The following is a 23,136-nucleotide window of genomic DNA, read 5'->3' on the forward strand; positions in this document are numbered from 1 at the left end:
GCTAAATTATCTGCATAAACATACAATGACTAATTAAATATGTCCAACAACACATTCCCAGTTCATTAGAAATATAAAAATACATTGACTACAAGAATTAATTCAACACGAAATTACATAAACACTTGATTGATAAAACAATATTATATATTAAATCCACATTAAAACAAGACAAACACTATTTTGATAAAGTTAAGAAAAACCGTATATTTTTATCCTAAAGAAAGGACTTCGTAAAAAATATATTAAAATATATTATCCTATTTAAATCAAAATACATATATTTGCGGTCATTATTAAATAATGCAATTATAAGAATGCAAGCAAAAAGAAATCCTAATGCAGTTGAATAGTAATAAAACCACTATGGAAAACGACACAATGATACAAGAAATTGCATTTACAATTTAAAAAAGAGAGTTCAATACATAATGCCTGAAATATGGCAATTTATAAACCCCTAATTAAAGCCAAGTTTATATGAGCAGATTTTCTTCATTATTATGTAGCTTGCTATTCTGCATGATTACATATGCACAGGAAATTACAGTAACTGGTAAAGTCACCGCAGGAGGCGAAGAAATGCCTGGTGTCACAGTAGCTGTAAAAGGACAAACTCGCGGTACCATCACTTCTACCGATGGCAGCTACCAGATTCAGGTTAACGGCAATGAAAGCCTGATCTTCTCTTTTGTAGGTTACGAAACAGTAACTATACCGGTAAACAAACGCAAAGTTATTAACGTAGAATTGAAGGAAACAACCCAAATGGTAGATGAAGTAGTTATAACCGTTCCTTACGGTACTGCCAAAAAATCCACATTTACAGGGTCTGCAAGCTATATTGCCGCCGGCACTATTGAAAAAGCACAGGTCAGTAGTGTGTCAAAAGCATTGCAAGGAACTGTAGCTGGTTTACAGTCTTTTTCCTCCAGCGGTCAACCCGGATCAGACGCAACTATCCTGATTCGTGGAGTTGGTTCTGTAAACGCTTCAACCAATCCCCTCTATGTGGTCGATGGTGTTCCTTACGATGGTGCTCTTTCCTCCATAGCATCTTCAGATATTGCGTCAATCACTGTATTAAAAGATGCAGCTTCCGCTGCATTGTATGGCTCACGTGCAGCAAACGGCGTAATTATGATCACCACCAAACAAGGAAATAAAGATAGCGCACCCACCGTTGAATTATCTGCTAAATATGGTTTTTCAAGCCGTGCACGCGCAGACTACGACCAGTTGAATACAAACCAATATTATGAATTATATTGGGAAGCCATGCGTAACTATCGTATGGACAACGGTTACTCTGCCGAAGAAGCTGCAGCATGGGCATCAAGCAATGTTACAGGCAATCTAGGCATCAACCCTTATGGCAGTGCTTACCCTGAGCCAATCGGCCATGACGGAAAACTGGTAGCAGGCGCCAAACCATTATGGAACGACAGCTGGGACGACGCCCTTTCACAAGATGCACACTATACAGATTTAAATGTACGCGTAAGTGGTGGTAGCAAAACCTCCAAATATTTTGTTTCAGCAGGTTACATGGATGATCAAGGTGCTTATATCTGCTCTGGTTTCAAACGCTATACTCTCCGCGCCAACGTGACTTCAGATATCCGCAAATGGTTACAGATCGGATTGAATGTATCAGGAACTCATTCTGTTCAAGACTATCCCAAGCAAGATGACTCAACAATCTCCAATGTGGTCATGTTTGCCCGTTCATTGCCATCATTCTATCCAGTGTATCAACGTGACTTGGCAACTGGAGCATATTTATTGGACGAAAATGGTAACCGTATGTTCGATTATGGTGAGTATCGTCCTAACTCGTATGCAAAATATAATCTGCTGGCTTCCATGCCACACGATAAAAGCGAGATAAAACGCGATGCTGCTTCTTTACGTGGCTTTATCCAAATAACTCCTATCGAAGGACTTTCTTACAAAATGTCTTTGAATATTGACTATAATAACAAAACAAATCATGACTACACCAATCCTACTTACGGTACAGGTTCTATCAGTGGTGGCAGCGTAAGCAAATACAACTACCGCACTACAGGCATGACTTTTAATAATGTCATTAATTATCAACACACGTTCAATGATGTACATGATATCCGTGTGATGGCCGGTCAGGAGTACTATGAATATAACACTTCCAATTTCGGCGGAAGCCGCAGCAAAGTCATCATGGATGGATTCTATGAGCCCGACGCAGCTTCCTCTTTAGGTGATTTTGGCGGAAACAGCGACCAATACAAGCTGTTAAGTTTCTTTGGAAGTGCTGAATACTCGTACGATCAAAAATACTTCTTATCGGCTTCTGTCCGTTCTGACGGTTCTTCCCGTTTCCATCCGGATCATCGTTGGGGTACTTTCTGGTCAATAGGCGCATCTTGGAAAATTATGCAGGAAGAGTTTATGAAGGACACATCAGACTGGCTATCTAATTTATCATTGCGTGCCAGCTACGGAGCGCAAGGTAATGACCAGGTAGGTTATTATGCGTATCAGGCGCTCTATTCCATACGTAATAACCTCGGTGAATCCGGTTTGCATGCTTATCGTCTGGCAACTCCTAATTTATCATGGGAAACCAATCTAAATACTAATATCGGCTTGGATTTTGGTTTCTGGAACAATCGCCTAAGTGGTACAATCGAATACTTTGAACGTCGTTCCAAAGATTTATTATTCTCTAAAGACTTAGTTCCATCTTCAGGTTTCTCAAGTATGGACGAAAATATTGGTGCCATCAAAAATTATGGATGGGAATTCCAAATCTCAGGATATCCTATCATGACTAAAGATTGGAAATGGAAACTTTCTTTTAATGCTACTACCTATAAAAACAAAATAACCTCATTACCTGCCGAAGAAATGTGGAGTGGCAACAAGAAATGGGTAAAAGGAGGATCGTTATATGACTTCTATTTAGTAGAATGGGCTGGTGTCAATCCTGAAAATGGTAATCCCATGTGGTATCGTTACAATACCAACGGAGAAAAAGTAACCACAGAAGACTATTCATCAACCACACCGGACGACAAAGTAAAATGTGGCAATTCACTACCAGACTGGACTGGCGGTCTTCAATCAGATCTTTCATTCAAAGATTTTACATTATCATTCTTATTCTCTTATTCCATTGGTGGTAAAATCTACAATGGGGATAAAGTTTCATTGATGAGCCAAGGACCTACAGGTACCAGTTGGAGCGTAGATATGTTAGACCGTTGGACTCCTGAAAATCCCTATACCGATGTACCACGTCTGACTACTTCTCCCAAAAGCTCATGGACAAACTCTTCAAATCGGTTCTTAGTTGACCGTTCATACTTACGTCTGAAGAATATTACATTCTCTTACAATCTGCCGAAGTCATTGCTGAACACATTGACACTGAAAGATGCAAGCATATTTTTTCAAGCAGAAAATATGCTGACATTAGCCAAACAACAAGGTCTAGACCCAGAGCAAACTTTCGGAGGCTCTACTTACTATCGTTATCCGGCAATGAAAACTATTTCATTCGGTATCAATGTGAAACTTTAATACAGAAAGAAGAATATGAAAACTATTTTTAAATATATATTTTCAGTCGCACTGGGAAGTATAATGCTCACTTCCTGCGATTTGGGTACAATTCCTACAACTTATGTAGATGCCGGTTCTGTTTTCGGTAAAACAGGAGATGCCGAAAAAGTACTTAATGGTGGTTGGAACTACCTGATGGAAACTTTCAATTCTTACGCCAACCCTGGCTATGGAGCAATGTTACGTGCAAATGATGCAATGGGTTCTGACGTAGTACTAAACACCAAATATGGTTTTAGAGCACACAATGAATTTACCGCTATTTATGGAAAAGGGGGCACAAATACCCTAAGCTGGCTTTTAGCATACCGTGTTATTAATGACTGCAATGGTGTATTAGATAATATTGATGCTGCTGAAGGCACACAAATTGACAGAAATCGAATCAAGGGACAAGCGTTAGCCTTACGTGGTTTTCTATATTTACATCTAGCTTCTTGTTATTCTTTTGCCATTGATAAAGATCCAGATGCTGTATGTGCACCTATCTATACACAATCAACAGATGAAACAATTGCAGCTGAAGGAAAACCTGCATCAAGTGTCAGTGAAGTATATGCGCAATCTATCAATGATTTAGAAGAAGCATTAGAACTTATTCCCGAAACTTATGTACGTGACGCCAAACACAAAATTGATAATGAAGTTGTCCTAGGTATTCTCTCACGTGCCTGTCTTTATGCTCGTCAATGGGAAAAAGCTAAAACTTACTCAGACAAATTGTTAGCTAAAAACAATTATCTAATGACTGAAAGTGAATATAAAGCTGGATTCAATTCTGTAGACAATAAAGAATGGATTTGGGGGCATGCTCAAACCAACGATCAAAGTAATGCCAGTTATCAGTTTCATTATTTAGATACTACAACTAAAGGATCATACTATTATAGCTTCAATGTAGACCCTTACTTCCGTGATTTGTTCGAAGATGGTGATTATCGTAAAGATATGCTGTTCTGGGCTACAGATCCAGGAGCTGACGTTGAATCAGCAGCCTATGTATGGATGCGTAACTCTAAATTCAGATTCCGCGATATCGAAAACCAACTTGGTGATATCGTATTGATGCGCGTTGCTGAAATTTATTTGATAGATGCAGAGGCAAAAGCACATCTGAATGACCCAGATGCAATTAACAAATTAAATGATTTAAAAACAGCCAGAGGAGCAAAAACTATTAATACAAATCTTTCACAACAGGATCTATTGGAAACAATTTGGTTAGAACGCCGCAAAGAATTATGGGGTGAAGGATTCAGTTTGATAGACATCATCCGTAACCAACAGGCTGTAGTCCGCAAAGCATATCCCGAAGGTCCCATTGACTATATTTACACTGATGAAAACGGACAAACTCACACACTTAAGAAAAAAACTCAAGGACATCGCTTCTTCAATTTTCCCGATAAAAGTGCGTTCTGTCCAAATAGTAAATATTATTTATACAGAATTACAGATGCAGAAGAACTAGCGAATAAGAACCTTTACAAAGATCATCCTAAGCTCTCAATTTATACAGAATAACAGCAAACTCTAACAAAGTGAAAAACCGTAGCAAATGAATTGTTACGGTTTTTTTATTTTTTTCCGGACAGATTAAGGAAAGACATACCTAAACAATCCTATAGAAGAAATTCCTAATCACGTTTTTTAATATGACCGGGAGTTTCCTGTTTTATTTCTTTTTCAAATCCTCAAGAGAAACCAATTTATAAAGCTTGTCACTAGGACGTACCTTATCGGGGACTTTAAAGGATACATGTTGACCTTTTCTTACCACATCCACCGGTTTCAAATCCACACGCGCCTCATCCAACGTCAGAAATACCGCTCCTGTAGTAGGTCCTGTAATCAGAAGTTTATCCCCTACTTTCATCTCAGCAGCTTCCACCAGAAACTCTGCAACACCAATATTAGAAAAGTACTTGATTCCCTTACCCACATACACTTTACGCTCAGTAGCCTCCGAACCATAGTTCTTACTCCATTCACCCAAACGCTGTCCTAAATAATACCCATTCCAAAATCCCCGATTGAATACAGTCTTCAGCCGCTCATCCCAAGCCTGCTTCTTCTCCTCGGTAAAAGTACCCTCCAGATAAGAACAAATAGCTTCTTTGTAACATTCCACCACAGTGCGTACATACTCAGGTCCACGGGCACGCCCTTCGATCTTGAAGACACGCACACCAGCCTCTATCATTTCATCCATAAAATGAATAGTTTTCAAATCTTTAGGAGACATGATGTATTTATTGTCCACCTCCAGCTCAATATCACTCTCTTTATCCTTCACATCGTATGCACGGCGACATATCTGCATACAAGCCCCCCGGTTAGCAGAAGCATTCATCTCATGCAAACTGAGATAACACTTGCCCGACACTGCCATACAGAGCGCCCCGTGACAGAACATCTCAATGCGGACCAATTCTCCATTCGGACCTTTAATTTGTTCCTTCTGGATAGTATCATAAATCACTCGCACCTGCTTTAAATTCAATTCACGTGCCAATACCACTACATCAGCAAAGCGAGCATAAAATTTCAATGCTCCGACATTACTGATATTTAATTGGGTGGAAAGGTGTACTTCCTGCCCCACCTCGCAACAATAAGCCATTACCGCCACATCCGCAGCAATCACGGCACTGATGCCTGCCTCCTTAGCCGCATCGACAATGGTACGCATCAAAGCAATATCTTCATCATAAATAATGGTATTGATTGTAAGGTAGCTCTTGATACCATGTTTATCACAGATCTGTGCTATCTCACGTAAATCATTGACAGTAAATGTACTGGCAGAACGTGCACGCATATTCAGACTCTCAATTCCGAAGTAAATAGAATCCGCACCTGCCTGTATAGCTGCCGCCAGCGACTCACGTGAACCTACAGGAGCCATTATTTCAAAGTCTTTTATAGAAGCTTTCATTATTCTTTTGATTAATATGTGTGCAAAGGTAGGCTTTTTTCCGTATTTTTGCAGCCTGATTTCACCACAGATTACACAGATTCACACAGATTATAAATTAATACTCAAATGAATCTGATTTTTCTGTAACCCAAAGATAAACATACAACAATGAAGATTAGAAATATAGACCTGGACAAATACCCAATTTTCCTAGCCCCGATGGAAGATGTAACGGACCCCGCTTTTCGCCTGATGTGCAAGAAGTTCGGTGCTGATATGGTATATACCGAATTTGTATCAGCAGATGCACTGATACGCTCGGTAGGTAAAACTATGCAGAAGCTGAATATCAACGATGAGGAACGCCCTGTAGCTGTCCAGATTTATGGCAGAGACACGGAAACAATGGTAGAAGCAGCGAAAATAGTGGAAGAGGCGCATCCGGACATCCTGGATATTAATTTTGGCTGTCCTGTAAAACGCGTTGCCGGTAAAGGAGCCGGTGCAGGTATGCTGCAAAATATCCCGCTGATGTTGGAGATTACCCGTGCTGTTGTGGATGCTGTAAAAATTCCCGTTACTGTAAAAACACGTCTAGGTTGGGACAATGAGCATAAAATTATAGTAGATTTGGCAGAACAATTACAAGATTGCGGTATTGAAGCACTGACCATTCATGGACGTACCCGTGCACAAATGTACACTGGTGAAGCGGATTGGAGTTTAATAGGTGAAGTAAAAAAGAATCCCCGTATGCATATACCTATCATTGGAAACGGAGATATAACTACGCCACAACGTGCCAAAGAGTGTTTTGACCTGTATGGAGTGGACGCTATTATGATTGGCCGAGCCAGTTTTGGACGCCCGTGGATATTCAAGGAAATAAAACATTATATAGAAACCGGTAAGGAACTCCCTGCCCTTTCTTTTGAGTGGCGGCTGAATGTACTCCGCCAGGAAGTGTTGGACAGTGTGAATCTGCTTGACGAGCGCCGTGGGATTCTTCATGTACGCCGCCATCTGGCTGCTTCTCCTTTATTTAAAGGCATTCCCAACTTTAAAGAGACACGTATCGCCATGCTCCGTGCCGAAACAGTGAAAGAGCTTTTCAGTATTTTGGATTATATCAGGGGAAATTACGGAATGAATTGTTAATGCTACAATATATTAATGTGCCAATTGGCTGTGCTGTATTCCGCATGGCAATTGGCACATTAACATATTGGCACATTGTAGCATTAACACATTATTTATTCTATTTTACGCAAACCTCTTTTAGGAGAGAAATCAATGTTTTTAGGATTGCCCTTATAAGCCACCTCACCACTACTGGATGCTTTCGCAGTCAGCGAACCGGTCACATAACATTCCACATCACCAGAGGAACTGGCACTAGCAGTTACATTTACCGCCTTCATACCTTTTGCCTTTACATCCCCACTACTACTGGCTCTATAAGAAGCGTTCTCACAAATACCTACCAAAATTACATCTCCGGAAGAGCTGGCATCAGCAGATACATTAGCAGCGTTCAGATTCTTGACAGATACATCACCAGAACTACTGGCATCAGCAGAGAAATTTGTACAAGATACCTTTTCCAGAATCACATCACCCGAACTATTAGCGGTAGCCGCAAAATCATCACAAGAAATAATGCTTCCTGTTACATCACCGCTACTGCTAGCCTTAACAGTAACTTTCCCACTCGTTTTCAGTCCATTCTTTATAATAATGTCACCAGAGCTGGAAGCTTTCAAGCTGTTCACAGCCGGAGCAGAAACTCTTACTTCCTTTTTATGTTTTCCGTTTATTGAAAAATTGTTTCTTGGCGATTTAAAACCAACCTTAAGTACTCCACCCTCTACACGGACATCAATATAGTCCACCAAATTGTCCGGAGCATATATTTCCACATCCTGTCCACCGGAACTTTGAGTATAGATTACATCCACCGAAGAACTGGTAGAGATAGCATTAAAACTACCCACATTCACTTTTTTGGTAACATAGTTTTTGCTAGGAGTTATTCTCTCTGCACATGCTGTTACCGACACTAACATAAGAGTTACCGTCATTAAAGTTGATACTAATTTTCTCATATTACTTTTGTTTTATTTATTAGACGTTATTTCTATGCCAAACGTTGCAACGTTTGACCATTATTTTTAAAGCAAGATTCATGCCAGCAACATTTATCACTGATAATCAACAAGGTATAAACAAAGCAGGGTGTCCGAAAATGGACACCCTGTACGCTTTTATATGCTTTTTAAAACTATTTCAGTACAAGTTGGAAGACTACAGAAGCAAACCAACGCTTATACATATAAGTAGCCGTAATATAAATACATACCGCCGAAATCCATCCGGCAATAACATCAATCAAATAATGCGCCTGAATATAGACCGTAGCACAACATAGAAGTACATAGAACGGTGCCAAGAAATAACATAGTTTCTTATTAACACGATAGGCCATAATCATCACAATGGTAGATATACCGACATGTGAGCTAGGAAAAGCAGCAGTAGGCCGTTCCCCCACTTCCTGTGAGGCTTCCACCAAATTAAAGAAGAAACCATGATCAAAACCGGGACCAGGCAGCAGAATATCATTATTATTAAAATAATCACCGATAGCAGGGAAATGCTGCGCCATCACATTATCCATTCCGATAGCAGGGAAATAAAATTGCGGACCGGCAACCGGAACCAATATATAAATAAGATAATAGATAAAAAACGAAGTGACCAACACAAAAGAAACCTTTTCAAACCACTCAAAACGAAACAAGAAATAATAAATAGTCACAATCCCAATCATTGGATAATAAGCAAAATACCCCATATTAAATGGTTCACTGAACCACATGGAAGGAAAATGTTCACTAAATTCTACCGAAGGCTGGCAACGGAACAAAAACTGCTCCGCCGAAGCGAAGAAATTATCCAGATTGGGAAAAAGACGATTAAATTCAAAGGTATCGGGATACCAATACGCTAAAAATGCCATCTGCACAGCCATTCGTATAAATGCCGTAAGTTTACACGGATACTTACGATACAAATATATTAATGCAAACGTAATGGCCACAATGCCTGCACGCTCCGAAAGCATAATTACAGGGTGATCCATACGAGGAAATAATATTAAAACCATTATGGTCGTGAGGGCATTATATATCAGACTAATGCTCTCGACGGCAAACAATCCTTTCACACTGTCTACCCGTTTGAATAAATTTAAAGCCATCCTTCTTTCTTATACCATGCAATGATTTCCTTTACTCCCTTGTCTAAAGGGTACTCAGGACGATATCCCAGTTCTTCCACCAAGGGTGAAATATCGCATTGCCAATTACGTTGTTTCATTATTTTATATTTGTCAGCATTCAGCGTACTTACCTTTCCCAGGCAACGCGCTGAAAATTCAGCGAGCAAAGATACAACTTTTAAAATAAATAATGGGCATTTAATGTGTATAACCCACGGATTACCAAGTTCTTTTTGTATCAAATCAGAAAAAGTACGGCTGAAATAAACATTTCCGTCACTAACAAAATAGGCGCGCTGCCGCACTCCATGTTCTATTGCCAAAAAAACAGCTTGTACCAAATCTCTCACATAAATAAAGGTAAGATCCTGCCTTTTAAAACCAGGAGCAAAGTCTATATGCTGCTTGATAGACTTCACCATCAGAAAATAATCGCGTTCGCGAGGTCCATAAACTCCAGTAGGACGGAAAATCACTGTCGGAAAATCATTCAATGATTGCAGGTAATGTTCCGACTTTAGCTTACTGACCCCATATGCCGTATTGGGCATTGCCGTATCACGTTCACTAATAGGTGCATAATTATCTTCATGAATAGGACCGAAAATACTAAGTGAACTGATATAAACAAATTGCCGGGGAACCATATCCAAGGTCCTCAAAGCTTCTACAAAATTACGGGTATAAACATAATTACCTTTGTCGAATTCGTCTTTATGACGGCATTTAGTAACACCGGCACAATGAATGATATAATCCCATCCCTGATGCAATTGTTTATGAACAGCCAATTGCTCCGTCAACCTTCCGGGATGAGCAAAATCCAATTCGGCAAATTGAATGCGAGGATCTTTCAAATAGGCACGACTACTGCTTTTACGTACACCAGCCCATACCTGCATATCTCTCTCCAATCCTCCTTCCACCAGGAAACTGCCAATAAATCCGCTTGCTCCGGTTACCAATACTTTCTTTAATCGGCAAGTATTCTTCTGTGCAAATTCTTCGTTATTCATTCTTCGTATTTTATTTCACCGGTTCCACATGAATACCCACATGAGTATCCTCTCCAAATTTTTCTTTTAATCTATGTTCAATACCTGTTGCTGTTTCGTGCGCTTTATGCAGAGAAATGTTCCCATCCATGCGTATATGAATCTCTATAGCATAATTGTTCCCAATGCGTCGCGTGCGTAAATGATGCGGCTCGCTCACTCCATCAAAAGATAACACAATCCCCTCTATCTCACGTTCCACGCTATCCGGCAAAGACTTTTCCAGCAATTCATCCAAGCAAGGAATCAGCAACTTAATGGAAACCCGCATAATAAAGAAACTGACTGTCACAGCGGCAATAGGATCAAGTACCGCCCAATGAGGACCAAGTAAAATCGCTCCGCCAATACCGACAGTCGTACCAATGGATGATAATGCATCACTCCTATGATGCCATGCATTCGCCACAACAGCCTGTGAATCGCATCTTTTCCCCACTCTGACTGTATATTGATAAAGTATTTCCTTCAACAAAATAGAAATAATGGCAGCAACCAATGCCAACATTCCCGGTTGACGAAGCTCCCCACCTCGTAGAAAAACCAATATTTCTGTTGCTCCATTCCACAATATTCCAAATCCTATCCCCAATAATGCCATACCAATGAAAGCAGTAGCCAATGTTTCATATTTCCCATGACCATAATCATGGCTCTTGTCCACTGGTTTATTGGATATACGTACAAAAAGAATCACTACTACGTCCGTAACGAAGTCAGATAGAGAATGAACTGCATCTGCCAACATAGCGGCACTATGCCCTGCGATTCCGGCAAGAAATTTAAAAATAACCAGCAAGAAATTAACAAAACTCCCCACTAGTGTAACTTTATAAATTTCTTTTTCCCTGATTTTCTTATCAAGTTCAGTCATAACAGTTGTTTTAGAACGGACAAAGATAGCACGTTTCATTTAGATTCAACCAAATTTAATGTATCTATTGAACCGCTATTCCAATTATTTTGTTTACTTTGTAGCACATAATACATTAATATATCCCCTTATGGCTAAAAAGAAAGAAAAAAAAGCAGGGAAACGTATGAAAAAAAGCGAAATGTCTGAACGACTGATAAGCTTATTCCACACCAAACCAAACGAAACATTCAGTCTGAAACAATTATCAAGCAGTCTGAACCTCACTACACATCCGCTTAAAATGCTTTGTGCCGACATCATTACTGAAATGATTGAGGATGATTTTCTGCAAGAAGTAGAAAAAGGACACTACAAACTGAACGACCACGGCCTGATTATGACTGGCGTCTTTCAGCGTAAAAGCAACGGCAAGAACTCCTTCATCCCCGATGATGGTGGAGAAACTATTTTCATAGCCGAACGTAATTCGGCACATGCCATGAATAATGACAAAGTAAAAATAGCCCTCTTTGCCAAACGTAAGAATCGGAATCCGGAAGGTGAAGTGATAGAAATTCTGGAACGTGCCAATGATACTTTTGTCGGTACACTGAAAGTAGAGAAATTCTACGCCTTCCTGCTGACCGAGAACCGCACCCTGGCAAATGATATTTTTATCCCGAAAGATAAGCTGAAAGGTGGAAAGAATGGGGACAAAGCGGTTGTGAAAATTGTAGAATGGCCCGAAGAGGCAAAAAATCCGATAGGACAAGTCATTGATATCTTGGGAAAAGCAGGAGAAAACACAACTGAGATGCATGCCATTTTGGCCGAATTCGGTTTACCTTACGTATATCCTAAGAATGTAGAAACCGCTGCCGAAAAGATTCCGGCAGAGATTTCCGAAGCGGACTATGCAAAACGTGAAGATTTCCGCAATGTAACAACTTTCACCATTGACCCCAAAGATGCAAAGGACTTTGATGACGCGCTCTCCATCCGTCTCATCAAACCGGGACTATGGGAAGTAGGCGTGCACATTGCCGATGTTACTCATTACGTAAAAGAAGGAAGCGTTATCGACAAAGAAGCTGAAAAGCGCGCTACTTCCGTTTATCTGGTAGACCGTACCATCCCCATGTTGCCCGAACGGCTGTGTAACTTCATCTGTTCCCTCCGCCCCGACGAAGAGAAACTGGCATTCTCCGTCATTTTCAATATGAATGAAAAGGGAGAGGTGAAAGACTCGCGCATCGTGCACACCATTATAAAGAGCGACCGCCGTTTCACCTATGAGGAGGCGCAAAAAGTGATTGAAACGGGTGAAGGCGACTACAAAGAAGAAATTCTGGAGCTGAACAAACTGGCACAAATCCTGCGTAAACAAAGATTGGCTGCCGGTGCTATTGACTTTGACCGCATAGAAGTGAAATTTGAGATAGACGAAACCGGCAAACCACTCAGTGTCTACTTCAAAGAATCCAAAGAAGCCAATAAGTTGATAGAAGAATTTATGTTGTTGGCCAACCGCACGGTTGCCGAAAGAATCGGTAAAGTACCTAAAAACAAGAAAGCCAAAGTATTCCCTTATCGTATCCACGACCTTCCGGACCCCGATAAACTGGAGAACTTGAATTGGTTTATCAATCGCTTCGGATATAAGATACGTACATCGGGTAGCAAAACAGAGATATCCAAATCCATCAATCGTTTACTGGACGACATAAAGAATAAGAAAGAACAAAATCTGGTGGAAACCGTATCCTTGCGTGCCATGCAAAAGGCCCGTTATTCCACTCATAATATTGGCCACTATGGTCTGGCATTTGACTATTATACTCACTTTACCTCACCTATCCGCCGTTTTCCGGATATGATGGTTCATCGTCTGCTCACCCGCTATCTGGCAGGAGGACGTACGGTACAGGAAACGAAATACGAAGAGTTGTGCGACCATAGTTCTGAAATGGAACAAATCGCCGCCAATGCAGAACGTGCTTCTGTAAAATACAAACAAGTAGAGTTTATGGGTGAACGTTTGGGCATGGAGTTCGATGGAGTCATTTCCGGAGTTACCGAATGGGGACTTTATGTGGAATTGAACGAAAACAAGTGCGAAGGTATGGTTCCCATGCGTGACCTTGGTGATGATTATTATGATTTCGATGAAAAGAACTATTGTCTGACGGGGCGCCGGCATCACAAAAAATTCAGTTTGGGAGATCCGGTTACCATTAAAGTGGCCCGCGCCAATCTGGAGAAAAAGCAACTTGATTTCGCTTTGATCGAGAAATAAAGATTAACATCCTGTTGTAGGGGCAGACTGGATCTTTCCCTACAACAAGACAATAGTTTCATTTACTTCACTCTTCTATTCAACTGATTATTCGCTTTATCCGGCTTGGATTTACCGATCCGTTTGCCACCGGACTTCTTTTTAGTTTCCTGTTTCACCTTAAAAGCAAATGGATTTTTCTTATTTACCATAAATATTCCCTTTTTCTGCAAAAATAAAGGATTAAAGTCAATATTCATTCTATTTATTGGCAATAATATAGAATTTACTTACTTTTGTCCTTCCAAAACATTCAATTCATGACTACATTCAATTACACGAACATATTAACGCAGGCAGTAGATGAATTATCTGAAAGCCAGTCCTATAAAGGATTATTCCATCAACACAAAGATGGAGATCCTTTACCATCTGCCAAATCCCTATACAAGATAGTAGAATTGGCACGCGCCATTATCTTCCCTGGTTACTTTGGTAATTCCACCGTTAACAGCCATACCATCAACTACCATATCGGTGTAAATGTAGAAACCCTGTTCGGCCTGCTGACTGAACAAATTCTGGCAGGACTTTGCTTCGGACAAGAAAACAGTAAAAATGCAACCGATGACAATGAACCGTGCAGAGAAACAGCCTCTTTGCTGGCAGCTCGTTTCATCAATAAATTGCCCGAACTCCGCCGCATTCTGGCTACCGATGTAGAAGCCGCATATTATGGTGATCCCGCCGCCACATGCTTTGGTGAAATCATCAGTTGCTATCCAGCTATCCGAGCTATCAGCAATTACCGCATCGCACATGAGCTGTTAATACTGGGTGTACCTTTAATCCCACGCTTCATTACAGAAATGGCACATTCGGAAACCGGTATCGATATTCATCCGGGGGCACAAATAGGACATCATTTCACTATTGACCACGGTACAGGTGTAGTAATCGGAGCAACCAGCATCATCGGAAATAATGTGAAGCTCTATCAAGGGGTAACATTAGGAGCTAAAAGCTTTCCGCTAGACAATAATGGAAATCCCATTAAAGGCATTCCACGTCATCCTATTTTGGAAGACGATGTCATTGTATATTCCAATGCAACAATCTTAGGGCGTGTTACTATTGGCAAGGGGGCTACCGTAGGAGGTAATATTTGGGTAACAGAAAATGTACCTGCCGGATCACGTATCGTACAACGAAAAAACAAAGACGAATAAAGACCTTTTGTCATCATAGATTAGTTTGGATTACATTCATAATTTATCAAGTTTTAAATATGTGTAAATCCATGTAATCTATGATCAGAAACTTCTTTATGCACCCACGGAAGTCTCAGCACAAAGCAGCATCTCTGTGTATAATCGGCATCAATCACAAGAGAACCTCCAAATTTCTCAGCCAGCAACCGGCAGATAGGAAGCCCTAATCCTGTCCCTCGCATAAAATCATCTAATTGGGTAAAACGTTCAAATACAAAATCATGCTTGTCTTTAAGAATTCCTTTCCCTGTATCAATAATAAGTAATAAGTCTGCCGCCCCATGCAAAATAGTAATATTTTAAATTATCCAGCCTCAAACATACTTTCTTCACCTCATCCGTCTGTTTCAATATATTCTCTTCATCATTCTTATAATAAAAATAATCCAGCTTAATACAATAAGAAATAATTTGCATATGCTTATCGCCCGATTCCTCACTTCTTTGCAGAAGAGTATCACACATACTTAAAACAAGAGGGGAATCCATAATTTGAAGAAAAACATAAATTGACAAATAAAAACAGAAAAAGGAGCACCGACACTCTGATACTCCTTTCTCCTAAACTAAAGCAAACCAACGGTTACTTTGAAGCATATGCGCACAACATCCACACCATTTTTTCCTGTTCCTTCAAATAGTCACTCATCACCGCTACAGTAGCCTCATCACCGGCTTGTGAAGCGACAGCCAAAAGTTTACGCTCTTCCACGATGAAATGACTGTAAGTTTCCAAAATGTTGTTCAATGCTTCGTCACCGTTTGTAACACCCTCTACCTCTTTTATATTCGATACTTTCAAATAATCGCTATACTTGTTCTTCGGGACGCCTCCCAGCATCAGGATACGTTCTGCCAGTTCATCCACTTTCTCGGCTGCATTGTTATACAAATCCTCAAATTTGCTGTGCAGTACAAAGAAACCATGCCCTTTAATATTCCAGTGGAACCCACGAAGATTAGCATAAAATACTTGGTAGTCTGCCAATAATTGTTGCAATGATTCTACTACCTTTGCAGCTGCCGCTGAATCTAACTTGATATAATCTAATGTTCTCATAATGTTTTTATTTTTAAATTGATTACTTTTATTTTTTTCTCTGATGCAAAGATAAGGGGGAAAGTAATGCGTGTCAAACTGATAATTTCTATCTTTGTATAGATAAAATCTATTAAGCTGAAAATTATGAACCTGCAACAACTGGAATATATCCTTGCCGTGGATGAGTTAAGGCACTTTGCCAAAGCTGCCGAATACTGTAATGTAACACAACCCACCTTGAGTGCCATGATACAAAAGCTGGAAGATGAGTTAAACACCAAATTATTCGACCGTACCACCCAACCCGTCCAACCTACACTGACAGGACGGAAAGTGATAGAACAAGCCAGAATAACCTTGCGCCAGGCCAATCTGATTAAAGATATAGTAAAGGAAGAAGCATGTTCGTTAGGAGGTATATTCCGTATAGGAGTCCTGCCTACAATCGCACCCTACCTGCTACCCCGTTTCTTTCCCGAACTAATGGAAGAATACCCTTCCTTGGACATCAGAGTTACAGAGATGAAAACACAAGAATGCCTGGAGGCACTGAAAGCGGGTGAACTGGAAGCTGTCCTTATTGCCGGAGCAGCAGAAGGGGCCCATTTCCACTCCATACCTCTTTATTATGAATCTTTTTTAGGATATGTTTCAAGACATAACGCTCTCTTTAAAAAAGAAATGATCCGTTCCAGCGAAGTCAGCGGTGAACAGTTGTGGCTGTTGGACGAAGGACATTGTTTCCGCGACCAACTGATGCGTTTCTGCCAATTGGAATCCGCCCAGTCTTGTCAAATTGCATACCGGCTGGGAAGCATGGAAACTTTCATGCGCATGGTAGAAAGCGGAAAAGGTATCACATTTATCCCCGAACTAGCCGTATTGCAACTCAATGACGAACAAAAACGACTGGTGCGTCCGTTTGCCATGCCACGTCCCACACGGAGAATCTACATAGTGACACGTACAGACTTCATTCGTCATACCCTGCTCAATATGCTGATAGAAAAAATCAAAGCCTGCATACCTAAAGAGATGCTGACATTGCAAAATGGTCAAAAAGTAGTATGACAGCAAACTTTTTAATAAAACAGTAACGTCCTATACACCTTCCTGTAACAGGTAAATACGATATTTGCAGTACAATAAAAAAGGAGGTATATATGAAACTTAAAAGCAATGAATATCAGATAGAATGTACACCCGACGGGGAATATTACGCCTTTTTAACAGACTACCACCAATGCTGCACTTACGGTGAAACTGCCGAAGAAGCATTGGAAACCCTGTCAGATATCGCCGATGAGTTTTTCAGCGAAGTAAACGAAGTCTATCTGGCAGAAGAACTCGCATAAAAGTCACTCAACCTATTAATCATAGAATTCTCTTACAGAAACCATACCTGTGCGATACAGATATGGTTTCATTTTTATCCTAAACATGCCCCATACGGTATAGACTGTATCCCAGATAAACCAAATACAAACAAGAGACCAGTATCATTAAAGCACAAACCACATATCCTTTACGTTTCTCATTCGTCAATTCCATTTTCATTCTGATTTCTATTTAAGTTTCTTGATTCAGCAAAAATGGCAAATTCCTGTGTAGAATTTATTTCTATAGGATAACAATTATATTGCCGGATACATTTTTTCAATTTATTCCAAAGATACACCAAATCCCGTTTTCAAAGACTTTTTATAATTGAAGATAAATAAAGAACCCCGGCAAAGAGAGCGGATGTCCCGATTTCATCCTCTTTTTTGCTTCATCAGACAGATTAATTCTCTAAATAATTGATTAGCAAACAGAAAATCATTAAATTTGTCCCATCAATTGAAATTACGTAATTATCATTTAAGATGAAGGAAGAATTCGAGCTAATCGCCAAGACTTTCCAGGGACTGGAAGAAGTACTGGCAAAAGAACTCACCGAGCTGGGAGCCAGCAATATAGAAATAGGAAGACGCATGGTAGCCTTTATGGGCGATAAAGAAATGATGTATAAGGCAAACTTCTGCCTGCGTACTGCCATCCGCATCCTGAAACCCATTAAACATTTTGAGGCGAAGAATGCCGACGAAGTTTACGAAGCTATCAAAACCATTGCATGGGAAAACTTCTTGGATAAAGATAAAAGTTTTGCCGTAGACGCTGTGGTTTTCTCGAACGAATTCCGTCACTCCAAGTTCGTGGCCTATAAAGTAAAAGATGCCATTGTGGACTATTTCCGTGAAAAGACAGGAGAGCGCCCCTCGGTACGCATCAACCATCCCGATGTGGCACTGAACATCCATATAGCCGAAGATAAATGTACTCTGTCACTAGATAGCTCGGGTGAGTCACTCCACCGCCGGGGTTATCGCCAGGAAGCCGTAGAAGCTCCTTTGAATGAGGTACTGGCAGCCGGTATGATCCTGATGACCGGATGGAAAGGCGAATGTGATTTGATAGACCCGATGTGCGGTTCAGGAACAATCCCTATCGAAGCCGCCCTGATAGCACGTAACATCGCTCCCGGCGTATTCCGCAAGGAGTTCGCTTTTGAAAAGTGGAACGATTTTGATCAGGAACTATTTGACCGCATCTACAATGACGACTCACAGGAACGTGAGTTCACACATAAAATTTTTGGATATGACAACAATCCGAAAGCAAATGAAATCGCCACTCACAATGTGAAAGCAGCCGGACTGAGCAAGGAAATTATCTTAAAAATCCAACCGTTCCAGCAATTTGAGCAACCCAAAGAAAAAAGCATCATCATCACCAACCCTCCTTATGGAGAACGTATCTCAACCAATGACTTGCTGGGCCTGTATCAAATGATAGGCGAACGTCTGAAACACTCTTTCACCGGCAATGATGCATGGGTACTAAGTTACCGTGAAGAATGTTTTGACCAGATTGGTTTAAAGCCTTCTATAAAAATTCCCCTGTTCAACGGTTCGTTGGAATGCGAATTCCGCAAATACCAATTATTCGACGGCAAATTCAAAGAATTCCGTAGTGAAAATGCCGATCGGGAGTTCAAGCCCCGCCGAGAAGAAATCCGTCCGCGCCGTAACACGGAAAAAGTAGAATATGGAGAACGCAGAGAACATCGTAGTTTTGACAACAGACGTGAAGGACACGGAGAGTACAAAGGAGGAGAGCGCAGAGAAAGACGCTCTTTTGATGACAAACGTGAGAGACGTGGCGATTTCAAAAGAGGAGAACACCGCAACTTTGGTGACAAACGTGAAGGCCGCGACAATTTCAAAAGCAGCCCCCGTAAATTTGACGACAATAAGGAAAAGACAGAAGAATAAACAGTTATGAGAAAATTAATCAATCTGATCGCCTTATTAATCATGGCTTCATCTGTAACATGGGCACAAGACAAGAAAAGTTTCACACTGGAAGACTTGATGCCGGGAGGAAACAATTACTATAACCTGCTTCCACAGAATCTGTATGGTTTGCAATGGTGGGGGGATGTATGCATCAACGCCGACATAGAAGAGGTAAAAACCATCCATCCGGCAAATGGAAAGGAAAACGTACTTATCACTTTGCAGGAAGTGAATGAACTGTTGGCAAACAAGAAATTAGGGAAAATCAACCACTTCAGAAATGTATCTTTCCCATACGCTGAAAAGATGATGTTGGTAAATACCACATCCAATAAAGTGCTGATCGATTTAACTAAAAAGGAAATAATATGGAGTCAGCCTCTCTCTCCTAAAGCCGCCAACCAGGACTGGAACAAGGAAAGCCGTTCATTGGCTTATACCCTTGACAACAATCTGTTTGTAACGACTGCCGACGGGAAAACACAACAAGTCACCGATGAACCGAAAGGCATCGTATGCGGACAAAGCGTACACCGTCAGGAATTTGGTATCTCAAAAGGTACTTTCTGGAGTCCGAAAGGAAATCTGCTTGCTTTCTACCGTATGGACGAGAGCATGGTAACCGATTATCCACAAGTAAATACCTCCACCCGCATAGCGACACTGGAGCCGGACAAGTACCCGATGGCAGGAATGACCAGCCACAAAGTGACTGTCGGCATCTACAATCCGGCTACCCAAAAAACAGTTTATCTGAAAGCCGGAGACCCCACCGACCGTTATTTCACCAATATCAGCTGGAGTCCTGACGAAAAAAGCGTTTATGTCATAGAACTGAACCGTGACCAGAACCATGCCCTGCTATGCTGCTATGATGCGGAAACAGGAGAGCCACTGAAAAATAACCCCCTTTACGAAGAGGAGCATACTAAATATGTAGAACCTCAACATCCCATTGTCTTTCTGCCTTGGGACCACACGAAGTTTATCTATCAGAGCCAGCGCGACGGCTACAACCATCTTTACCTGATGGACACCAAGACTTCCATATATCCGGAATCACATGGAGCCGCGGCCGGAGGTTCTTACCGGGAAAGCTACAAAACCAGACAGCTTACCCAAGGCAACTGGGTAGTACAAAACATCCTCGGATTCAATGAAAAGACCAAGGAAGTCATCATCATGAGCACAGAGGTTTCCCCTTTGCAGAGCAACGCATACGCTGTGAATGTAAAGACAGGCAAACGCCGCCTCATCGGCAATAAAGATGGTATGCATCATGTACAACTATCCGGTAGCGGCAACTATGTAATAGACAATTATACTTCTTTCACCATTCCCCGGAATATCGAGATCGTTCCCACTTCCGGAAAGGAAAAGACTGTCAGCCTGTTGACAGCTACCAATCCGATGGAAGCATACAATATGCCCGAAATCACCGTCGGTACCCTCAAGGCTGCCGACGGCAAGACCGACTTATACTACCGCCTGATAAAACCGGTAAATTTTGACCCAAACAAAAAATACCCGGCCGTAGTCTACGTGTATGGCGGTCCACATGCCCAGCTAATCCACAACAACCGCAACTATGACGCCCGCGGATGGGATATTTACATGGCACAACTGGGTTACGTCATGCTGACCGTTGACAACCGGGGCAGTGACAACCGGGGACTGGAATTTGAGAACTGTACGTTCCGCCAATTAGGAACCGAAGAGATGAAAGACCAAGTGAAAGGAGTGGATTTCTTAAAATCGTTGGGTTATGTGGACAATAACCGCATTGGCGTACACGGTTGGAGTTTCGGTGGTTTCATGACCACCAACTTGATGCTGACTTACCCCGAGTTATTCAAAGTAGGAGTAGCCGGCGGCCCTGTCATCGACTGGGCTTACTACGAAGTAATGTACGGCGAACGCTACATGGATACTCCACAAACCAACCCCGAAGGCTACAAGAACGCCAACCTGAAGCTGAGAGCCGGAAATCTGAAAGGACGCCTGGAAGTGATCATTGGCGCCAATGACCCCACTTGTGTCCCTCAGCACAGCATCAGTTTCCTCCGTGCCTGCATTGATGCCGGGACCCAACCCGATTTCTTTATGTATCCGGGCGACGGCCATAATATGTTCGGACGCGATCGTGTCCACTTGTATGAACGCATTACACGCTATTTTGAAGACCATTTAAAATAAACAAAAGATAAGATTATGAAACTGTTGCTATTAGGCTCAGGCGGACGTGAACACGCCCTGGCATGGAAGATTGCTCAAAGTCCCAAAATTGAGAAACTATATATCGCTCCGGGAAATGCCGGCACAAGTAATGTAGGCGAGAATGTAGCGATTAAAGCAGATGACTTTACAGCAATCAGGGAGTTTGTAGTAAAGAATAATATAGATATGGTAGTGGTAGGTCCCGAAGACCCGTTAGTCAAAGGAATCTATGATTATTTCAAAAAAGATGAAGCGCTGAAAAACATTCCTGTTATCGGGCCTTCAAAAGCAGGTGCGGTACTGGAAGGCAGCAAGGAGTTCGCCAAAGGCTTCATGCAACGCCATAACATCCCGACAGCCGGTTACAAAAGTATCACTGCCGCAAATCTGGAAGAAGGATTAGCCTTTCTGGAAACATTGGAAGCTCCATACGTACTGAAAGCCGACGGTCTTTGCGCCGGAAAAGGCGTACTGATTCTTCCCACCTTGGAAGAAGCCAAGGAAGAATTGAAAAAAATGTTGAGCGGAATGTTCGGTAACGCTTCCGCCACCGTAGTGATTGAAGAATTCCTGAGCGGTATAGAATGTTCCGTATTCGTTCTGACCGATGGAAAAAACTACAAGATTCTGCCCGAAGCAAAAGACTACAAACGCATCGGCGAAGGCGACAAAGGGCTGAACACCGGTGGTATGGGTAGTGTATCTCCTGTTCCGTTTGCCGACAAAGCATGGATGAAAAAAGTGGAAGACCGTATCATCCGCCCCACAGTAGAAGGACTGGCAGCAGAAGGCATCGACTATAAAGGCTTTATTTTCTTCGGCCTAATTAATGTAAAGGGCGAACCGATGGTCATTGAATACAATGTACGCATGGGCGACCCGGAAACGGAAAGTGTCATGCTGCGCATCAAGAGTGACTTGGTGGAACTGCTTGAAGGAGCGGCAACAGGCAATCTGAATGAAAAAGTCTTGGAGATAGACCCCCGTTCGGCAGTATGCGTCATGCTGGTATCCGGCGGATATCCGGAGCATTATGACAAGGGATTTGCCATCAGCGGAATAGAAGAGATTGAAAACAGCATTGTATTCCATGCAGGAACGGCACTGAAAGACGGCCAGGTAGTCACTAGCGGCGGGCGTGTCATTGCAGTCAGCTCCTACGGCGCCAATAAAGAAGAAGCCTTGGCACAATCATTCACCAATGCGAAGAAAATCAATTTCGACAAGAAATATTTCCGTTCTGATATTGGATTCGACCTGTAATCAGCGGACT

The 23,136-nt window shown here is 41.5% G+C and carries 20 protein-coding genes; 10 read left to right on the forward strand and 10 right to left on the reverse strand.

The window, feature by feature from the left end; genetic code table 11:
- The first annotated feature begins 480 nt into the window (after window positions 1–480).
- Together AB5935_RS04000 and AB5935_RS04005 are read left to right on the forward strand one after the other, a co-directional pair.
- Window positions 481–3,567 carry a SusC/RagA family TonB-linked outer membrane protein gene (locus AB5935_RS04000; RefSeq protein WP_007854733.1) on the forward strand — a complete coding sequence of 1,029 codons (3,087 nt, stop codon included), beginning with the start codon at window positions 481–483 and terminating at the stop codon, window positions 3,565–3,567.
- Between the two features lie 15 nt (window positions 3,568–3,582).
- Window positions 3,583–5,133: a RagB/SusD family nutrient uptake outer membrane protein gene (locus tag AB5935_RS04005; protein ID WP_038612093.1), complete on the forward strand. Its 1,551-nt coding sequence runs from the start codon at window positions 3,583–3,585 to the stop codon at window positions 5,131–5,133.
- A gap of 151 nt (window positions 5,134–5,284) precedes the next feature.
- Here the strand turns inward: AB5935_RS04005 and AB5935_RS04010 are convergent, their stop codons facing one another.
- A complete protein-coding gene (locus tag AB5935_RS04010) occupies window positions 5,285–6,547 on the reverse strand; it encodes a peptidase U32 family protein (RefSeq protein WP_038612096.1) in 1,263 nt (420 codons plus the stop codon).
- Window positions 6,548–6,697: 150 nt separating this feature from the next.
- On the opposite strand from AB5935_RS04010, the gene dusB reads away from it, so the two are divergent.
- Window positions 6,698–7,687 carry a tRNA dihydrouridine synthase DusB gene (dusB, locus tag AB5935_RS04015; protein ID WP_007833945.1) on the forward strand — a complete coding sequence of 330 codons (990 nt, stop codon included), beginning with the start codon at window positions 6,698–6,700 and terminating at the stop codon, window positions 7,685–7,687.
- A gap of 95 nt (window positions 7,688–7,782) precedes the next feature.
- Here the strand turns inward: dusB and AB5935_RS04020 are convergent, their stop codons facing one another.
- The 4 genes from AB5935_RS04020 to AB5935_RS04035 form a co-directional block, all read right to left on the reverse strand.
- Complete coding sequence (locus AB5935_RS04020; RefSeq protein ID WP_038605268.1) at window positions 7,783–8,634, reverse strand: head GIN domain-containing protein; 852 nt, start codon at window positions 8,632–8,634, stop codon at window positions 7,783–7,785.
- A gap of 176 nt (window positions 8,635–8,810) precedes the next feature.
- Window positions 8,811–9,788 carry a phosphatase PAP2 family protein gene (locus AB5935_RS04025; RefSeq protein WP_007833949.1) on the reverse strand — a complete coding sequence of 326 codons (978 nt, stop codon included), beginning with the start codon at window positions 9,786–9,788 and terminating at the stop codon, window positions 8,811–8,813.
- A complete protein-coding gene (locus tag AB5935_RS04030) occupies window positions 9,779–10,825 on the reverse strand; it encodes an NAD-dependent epimerase/dehydratase family protein (protein ID WP_007833952.1) in 1,047 nt (348 codons plus the stop codon). The genes AB5935_RS04025 and AB5935_RS04030 overlap by 10 nt, the downstream gene beginning before the upstream one ends.
- A 10-nt stretch (window positions 10,826–10,835) precedes the next feature.
- Window positions 10,836–11,777 (reverse strand): cation diffusion facilitator family transporter, encoded by a 942-nt coding sequence (locus tag AB5935_RS04035; protein WP_007833954.1) that lies wholly within the window; start codon window positions 11,775–11,777, stop codon window positions 10,836–10,838.
- A gap of 91 nt (window positions 11,778–11,868) precedes the next feature.
- On the opposite strand from AB5935_RS04035, the gene rnr reads away from it, so the two are divergent.
- Complete coding sequence (gene rnr / locus AB5935_RS04040) at window positions 11,869–14,016, forward strand: ribonuclease R (RefSeq protein WP_038612695.1); 2,148 nt, start codon at window positions 11,869–11,871, stop codon at window positions 14,014–14,016.
- 62 nt (window positions 14,017–14,078) lie between these two features.
- Here the strand turns inward: rnr and AB5935_RS04045 are convergent, their stop codons facing one another.
- A complete protein-coding gene (locus tag AB5935_RS04045; RefSeq protein ID WP_259323914.1) occupies window positions 14,079–14,207 on the reverse strand; it encodes a hypothetical protein in 129 nt (42 codons plus the stop codon).
- Window positions 14,208–14,315: 108 nt separating this feature from the next.
- On the opposite strand from AB5935_RS04045, the gene AB5935_RS04050 reads away from it, so the two are divergent.
- The gene (locus AB5935_RS04050) at window positions 14,316–15,224 is read left to right on the forward strand and encodes a serine O-acetyltransferase (RefSeq protein ID WP_007833960.1); all 909 of its coding nucleotides are present in this window, start codon (window positions 14,316–14,318) and stop codon (window positions 15,222–15,224) included.
- Between the two features lie 53 nt (window positions 15,225–15,277).
- Here the strand turns inward: AB5935_RS04050 and AB5935_RS04055 are convergent, their stop codons facing one another.
- The 3 genes from AB5935_RS04055 to AB5935_RS04065 form a co-directional block, all read right to left on the reverse strand.
- Window positions 15,278–15,553, reverse strand: a complete 276-nt coding sequence (locus tag AB5935_RS04055) for a sensor histidine kinase (RefSeq protein ID WP_007848027.1) — start codon at window positions 15,551–15,553, stop codon at window positions 15,278–15,280.
- Window positions 15,519–15,755 carry a hypothetical protein gene (locus tag AB5935_RS04060; RefSeq protein ID WP_007833963.1) on the reverse strand — a complete coding sequence of 79 codons (237 nt, stop codon included), beginning with the start codon at window positions 15,753–15,755 and terminating at the stop codon, window positions 15,519–15,521. Before AB5935_RS04060 ends, AB5935_RS04055 begins: the two co-directional genes overlap by 35 nt.
- A 94-nt stretch (window positions 15,756–15,849) precedes the next feature.
- Window positions 15,850–16,326: a Dps family protein gene (locus AB5935_RS04065; RefSeq protein WP_007833965.1), complete on the reverse strand. Its 477-nt coding sequence runs from the start codon at window positions 16,324–16,326 to the stop codon at window positions 15,850–15,852.
- Between the two features lie 126 nt (window positions 16,327–16,452).
- On the opposite strand from AB5935_RS04065, the gene AB5935_RS04070 reads away from it, so the two are divergent.
- Window positions 16,453–17,379: a hydrogen peroxide-inducible genes activator gene (locus tag AB5935_RS04070; protein WP_007841526.1), complete on the forward strand. Its 927-nt coding sequence runs from the start codon at window positions 16,453–16,455 to the stop codon at window positions 17,377–17,379.
- Between the two features lie 92 nt (window positions 17,380–17,471).
- Window positions 17,472–17,663 carry a hypothetical protein gene (locus tag AB5935_RS04075; RefSeq protein WP_007841528.1) on the forward strand — a complete coding sequence of 64 codons (192 nt, stop codon included), beginning with the start codon at window positions 17,472–17,474 and terminating at the stop codon, window positions 17,661–17,663.
- A gap of 79 nt (window positions 17,664–17,742) precedes the next feature.
- Here the strand turns inward: AB5935_RS04075 and AB5935_RS04080 are convergent, their stop codons facing one another.
- Window positions 17,743–17,865, reverse strand: coding sequence for a hypothetical protein (locus AB5935_RS04080; RefSeq protein WP_007841531.1), 123 nt, complete (start codon window positions 17,863–17,865; stop codon window positions 17,743–17,745).
- Window positions 17,866–18,173: 308 nt separating this feature from the next.
- Here AB5935_RS04080 and AB5935_RS04085 point away from each other — a divergent pair, with 308 nt between their 5' ends.
- From AB5935_RS04085 to purD, 3 genes are read left to right on the forward strand one after another with little or no spacing between them, the layout of a single operon-like run.
- A complete protein-coding gene (locus AB5935_RS04085) occupies window positions 18,174–19,622 on the forward strand; it encodes a class I SAM-dependent RNA methyltransferase (RefSeq protein ID WP_007834098.1) in 1,449 nt (482 codons plus the stop codon).
- Between the two features lie 6 nt (window positions 19,623–19,628).
- Window positions 19,629–21,842 (forward strand): S9 family peptidase, encoded by a 2,214-nt coding sequence (locus AB5935_RS04090; RefSeq protein WP_008654183.1) that lies wholly within the window; start codon window positions 19,629–19,631, stop codon window positions 21,840–21,842.
- Window positions 21,843–21,857: 15 nt separating this feature from the next.
- Entirely contained in the window at window positions 21,858–23,126 is a 1,269-nt protein-coding gene (gene purD / locus AB5935_RS04095) for a phosphoribosylamine--glycine ligase (RefSeq protein WP_007848021.1), read from the forward strand.
- Window positions 23,127–23,136 lie beyond the last annotated feature (10 nt).

The sequence above is a fragment of the Phocaeicola sp. RTP21198st1_B8_RTP21198_201120 genome, from assembly GCF_040929485.1.
GTDB classification, from domain to species: Bacteria; Bacteroidota; Bacteroidia; order Bacteroidales; family Bacteroidaceae; genus Phocaeicola; species Phocaeicola dorei.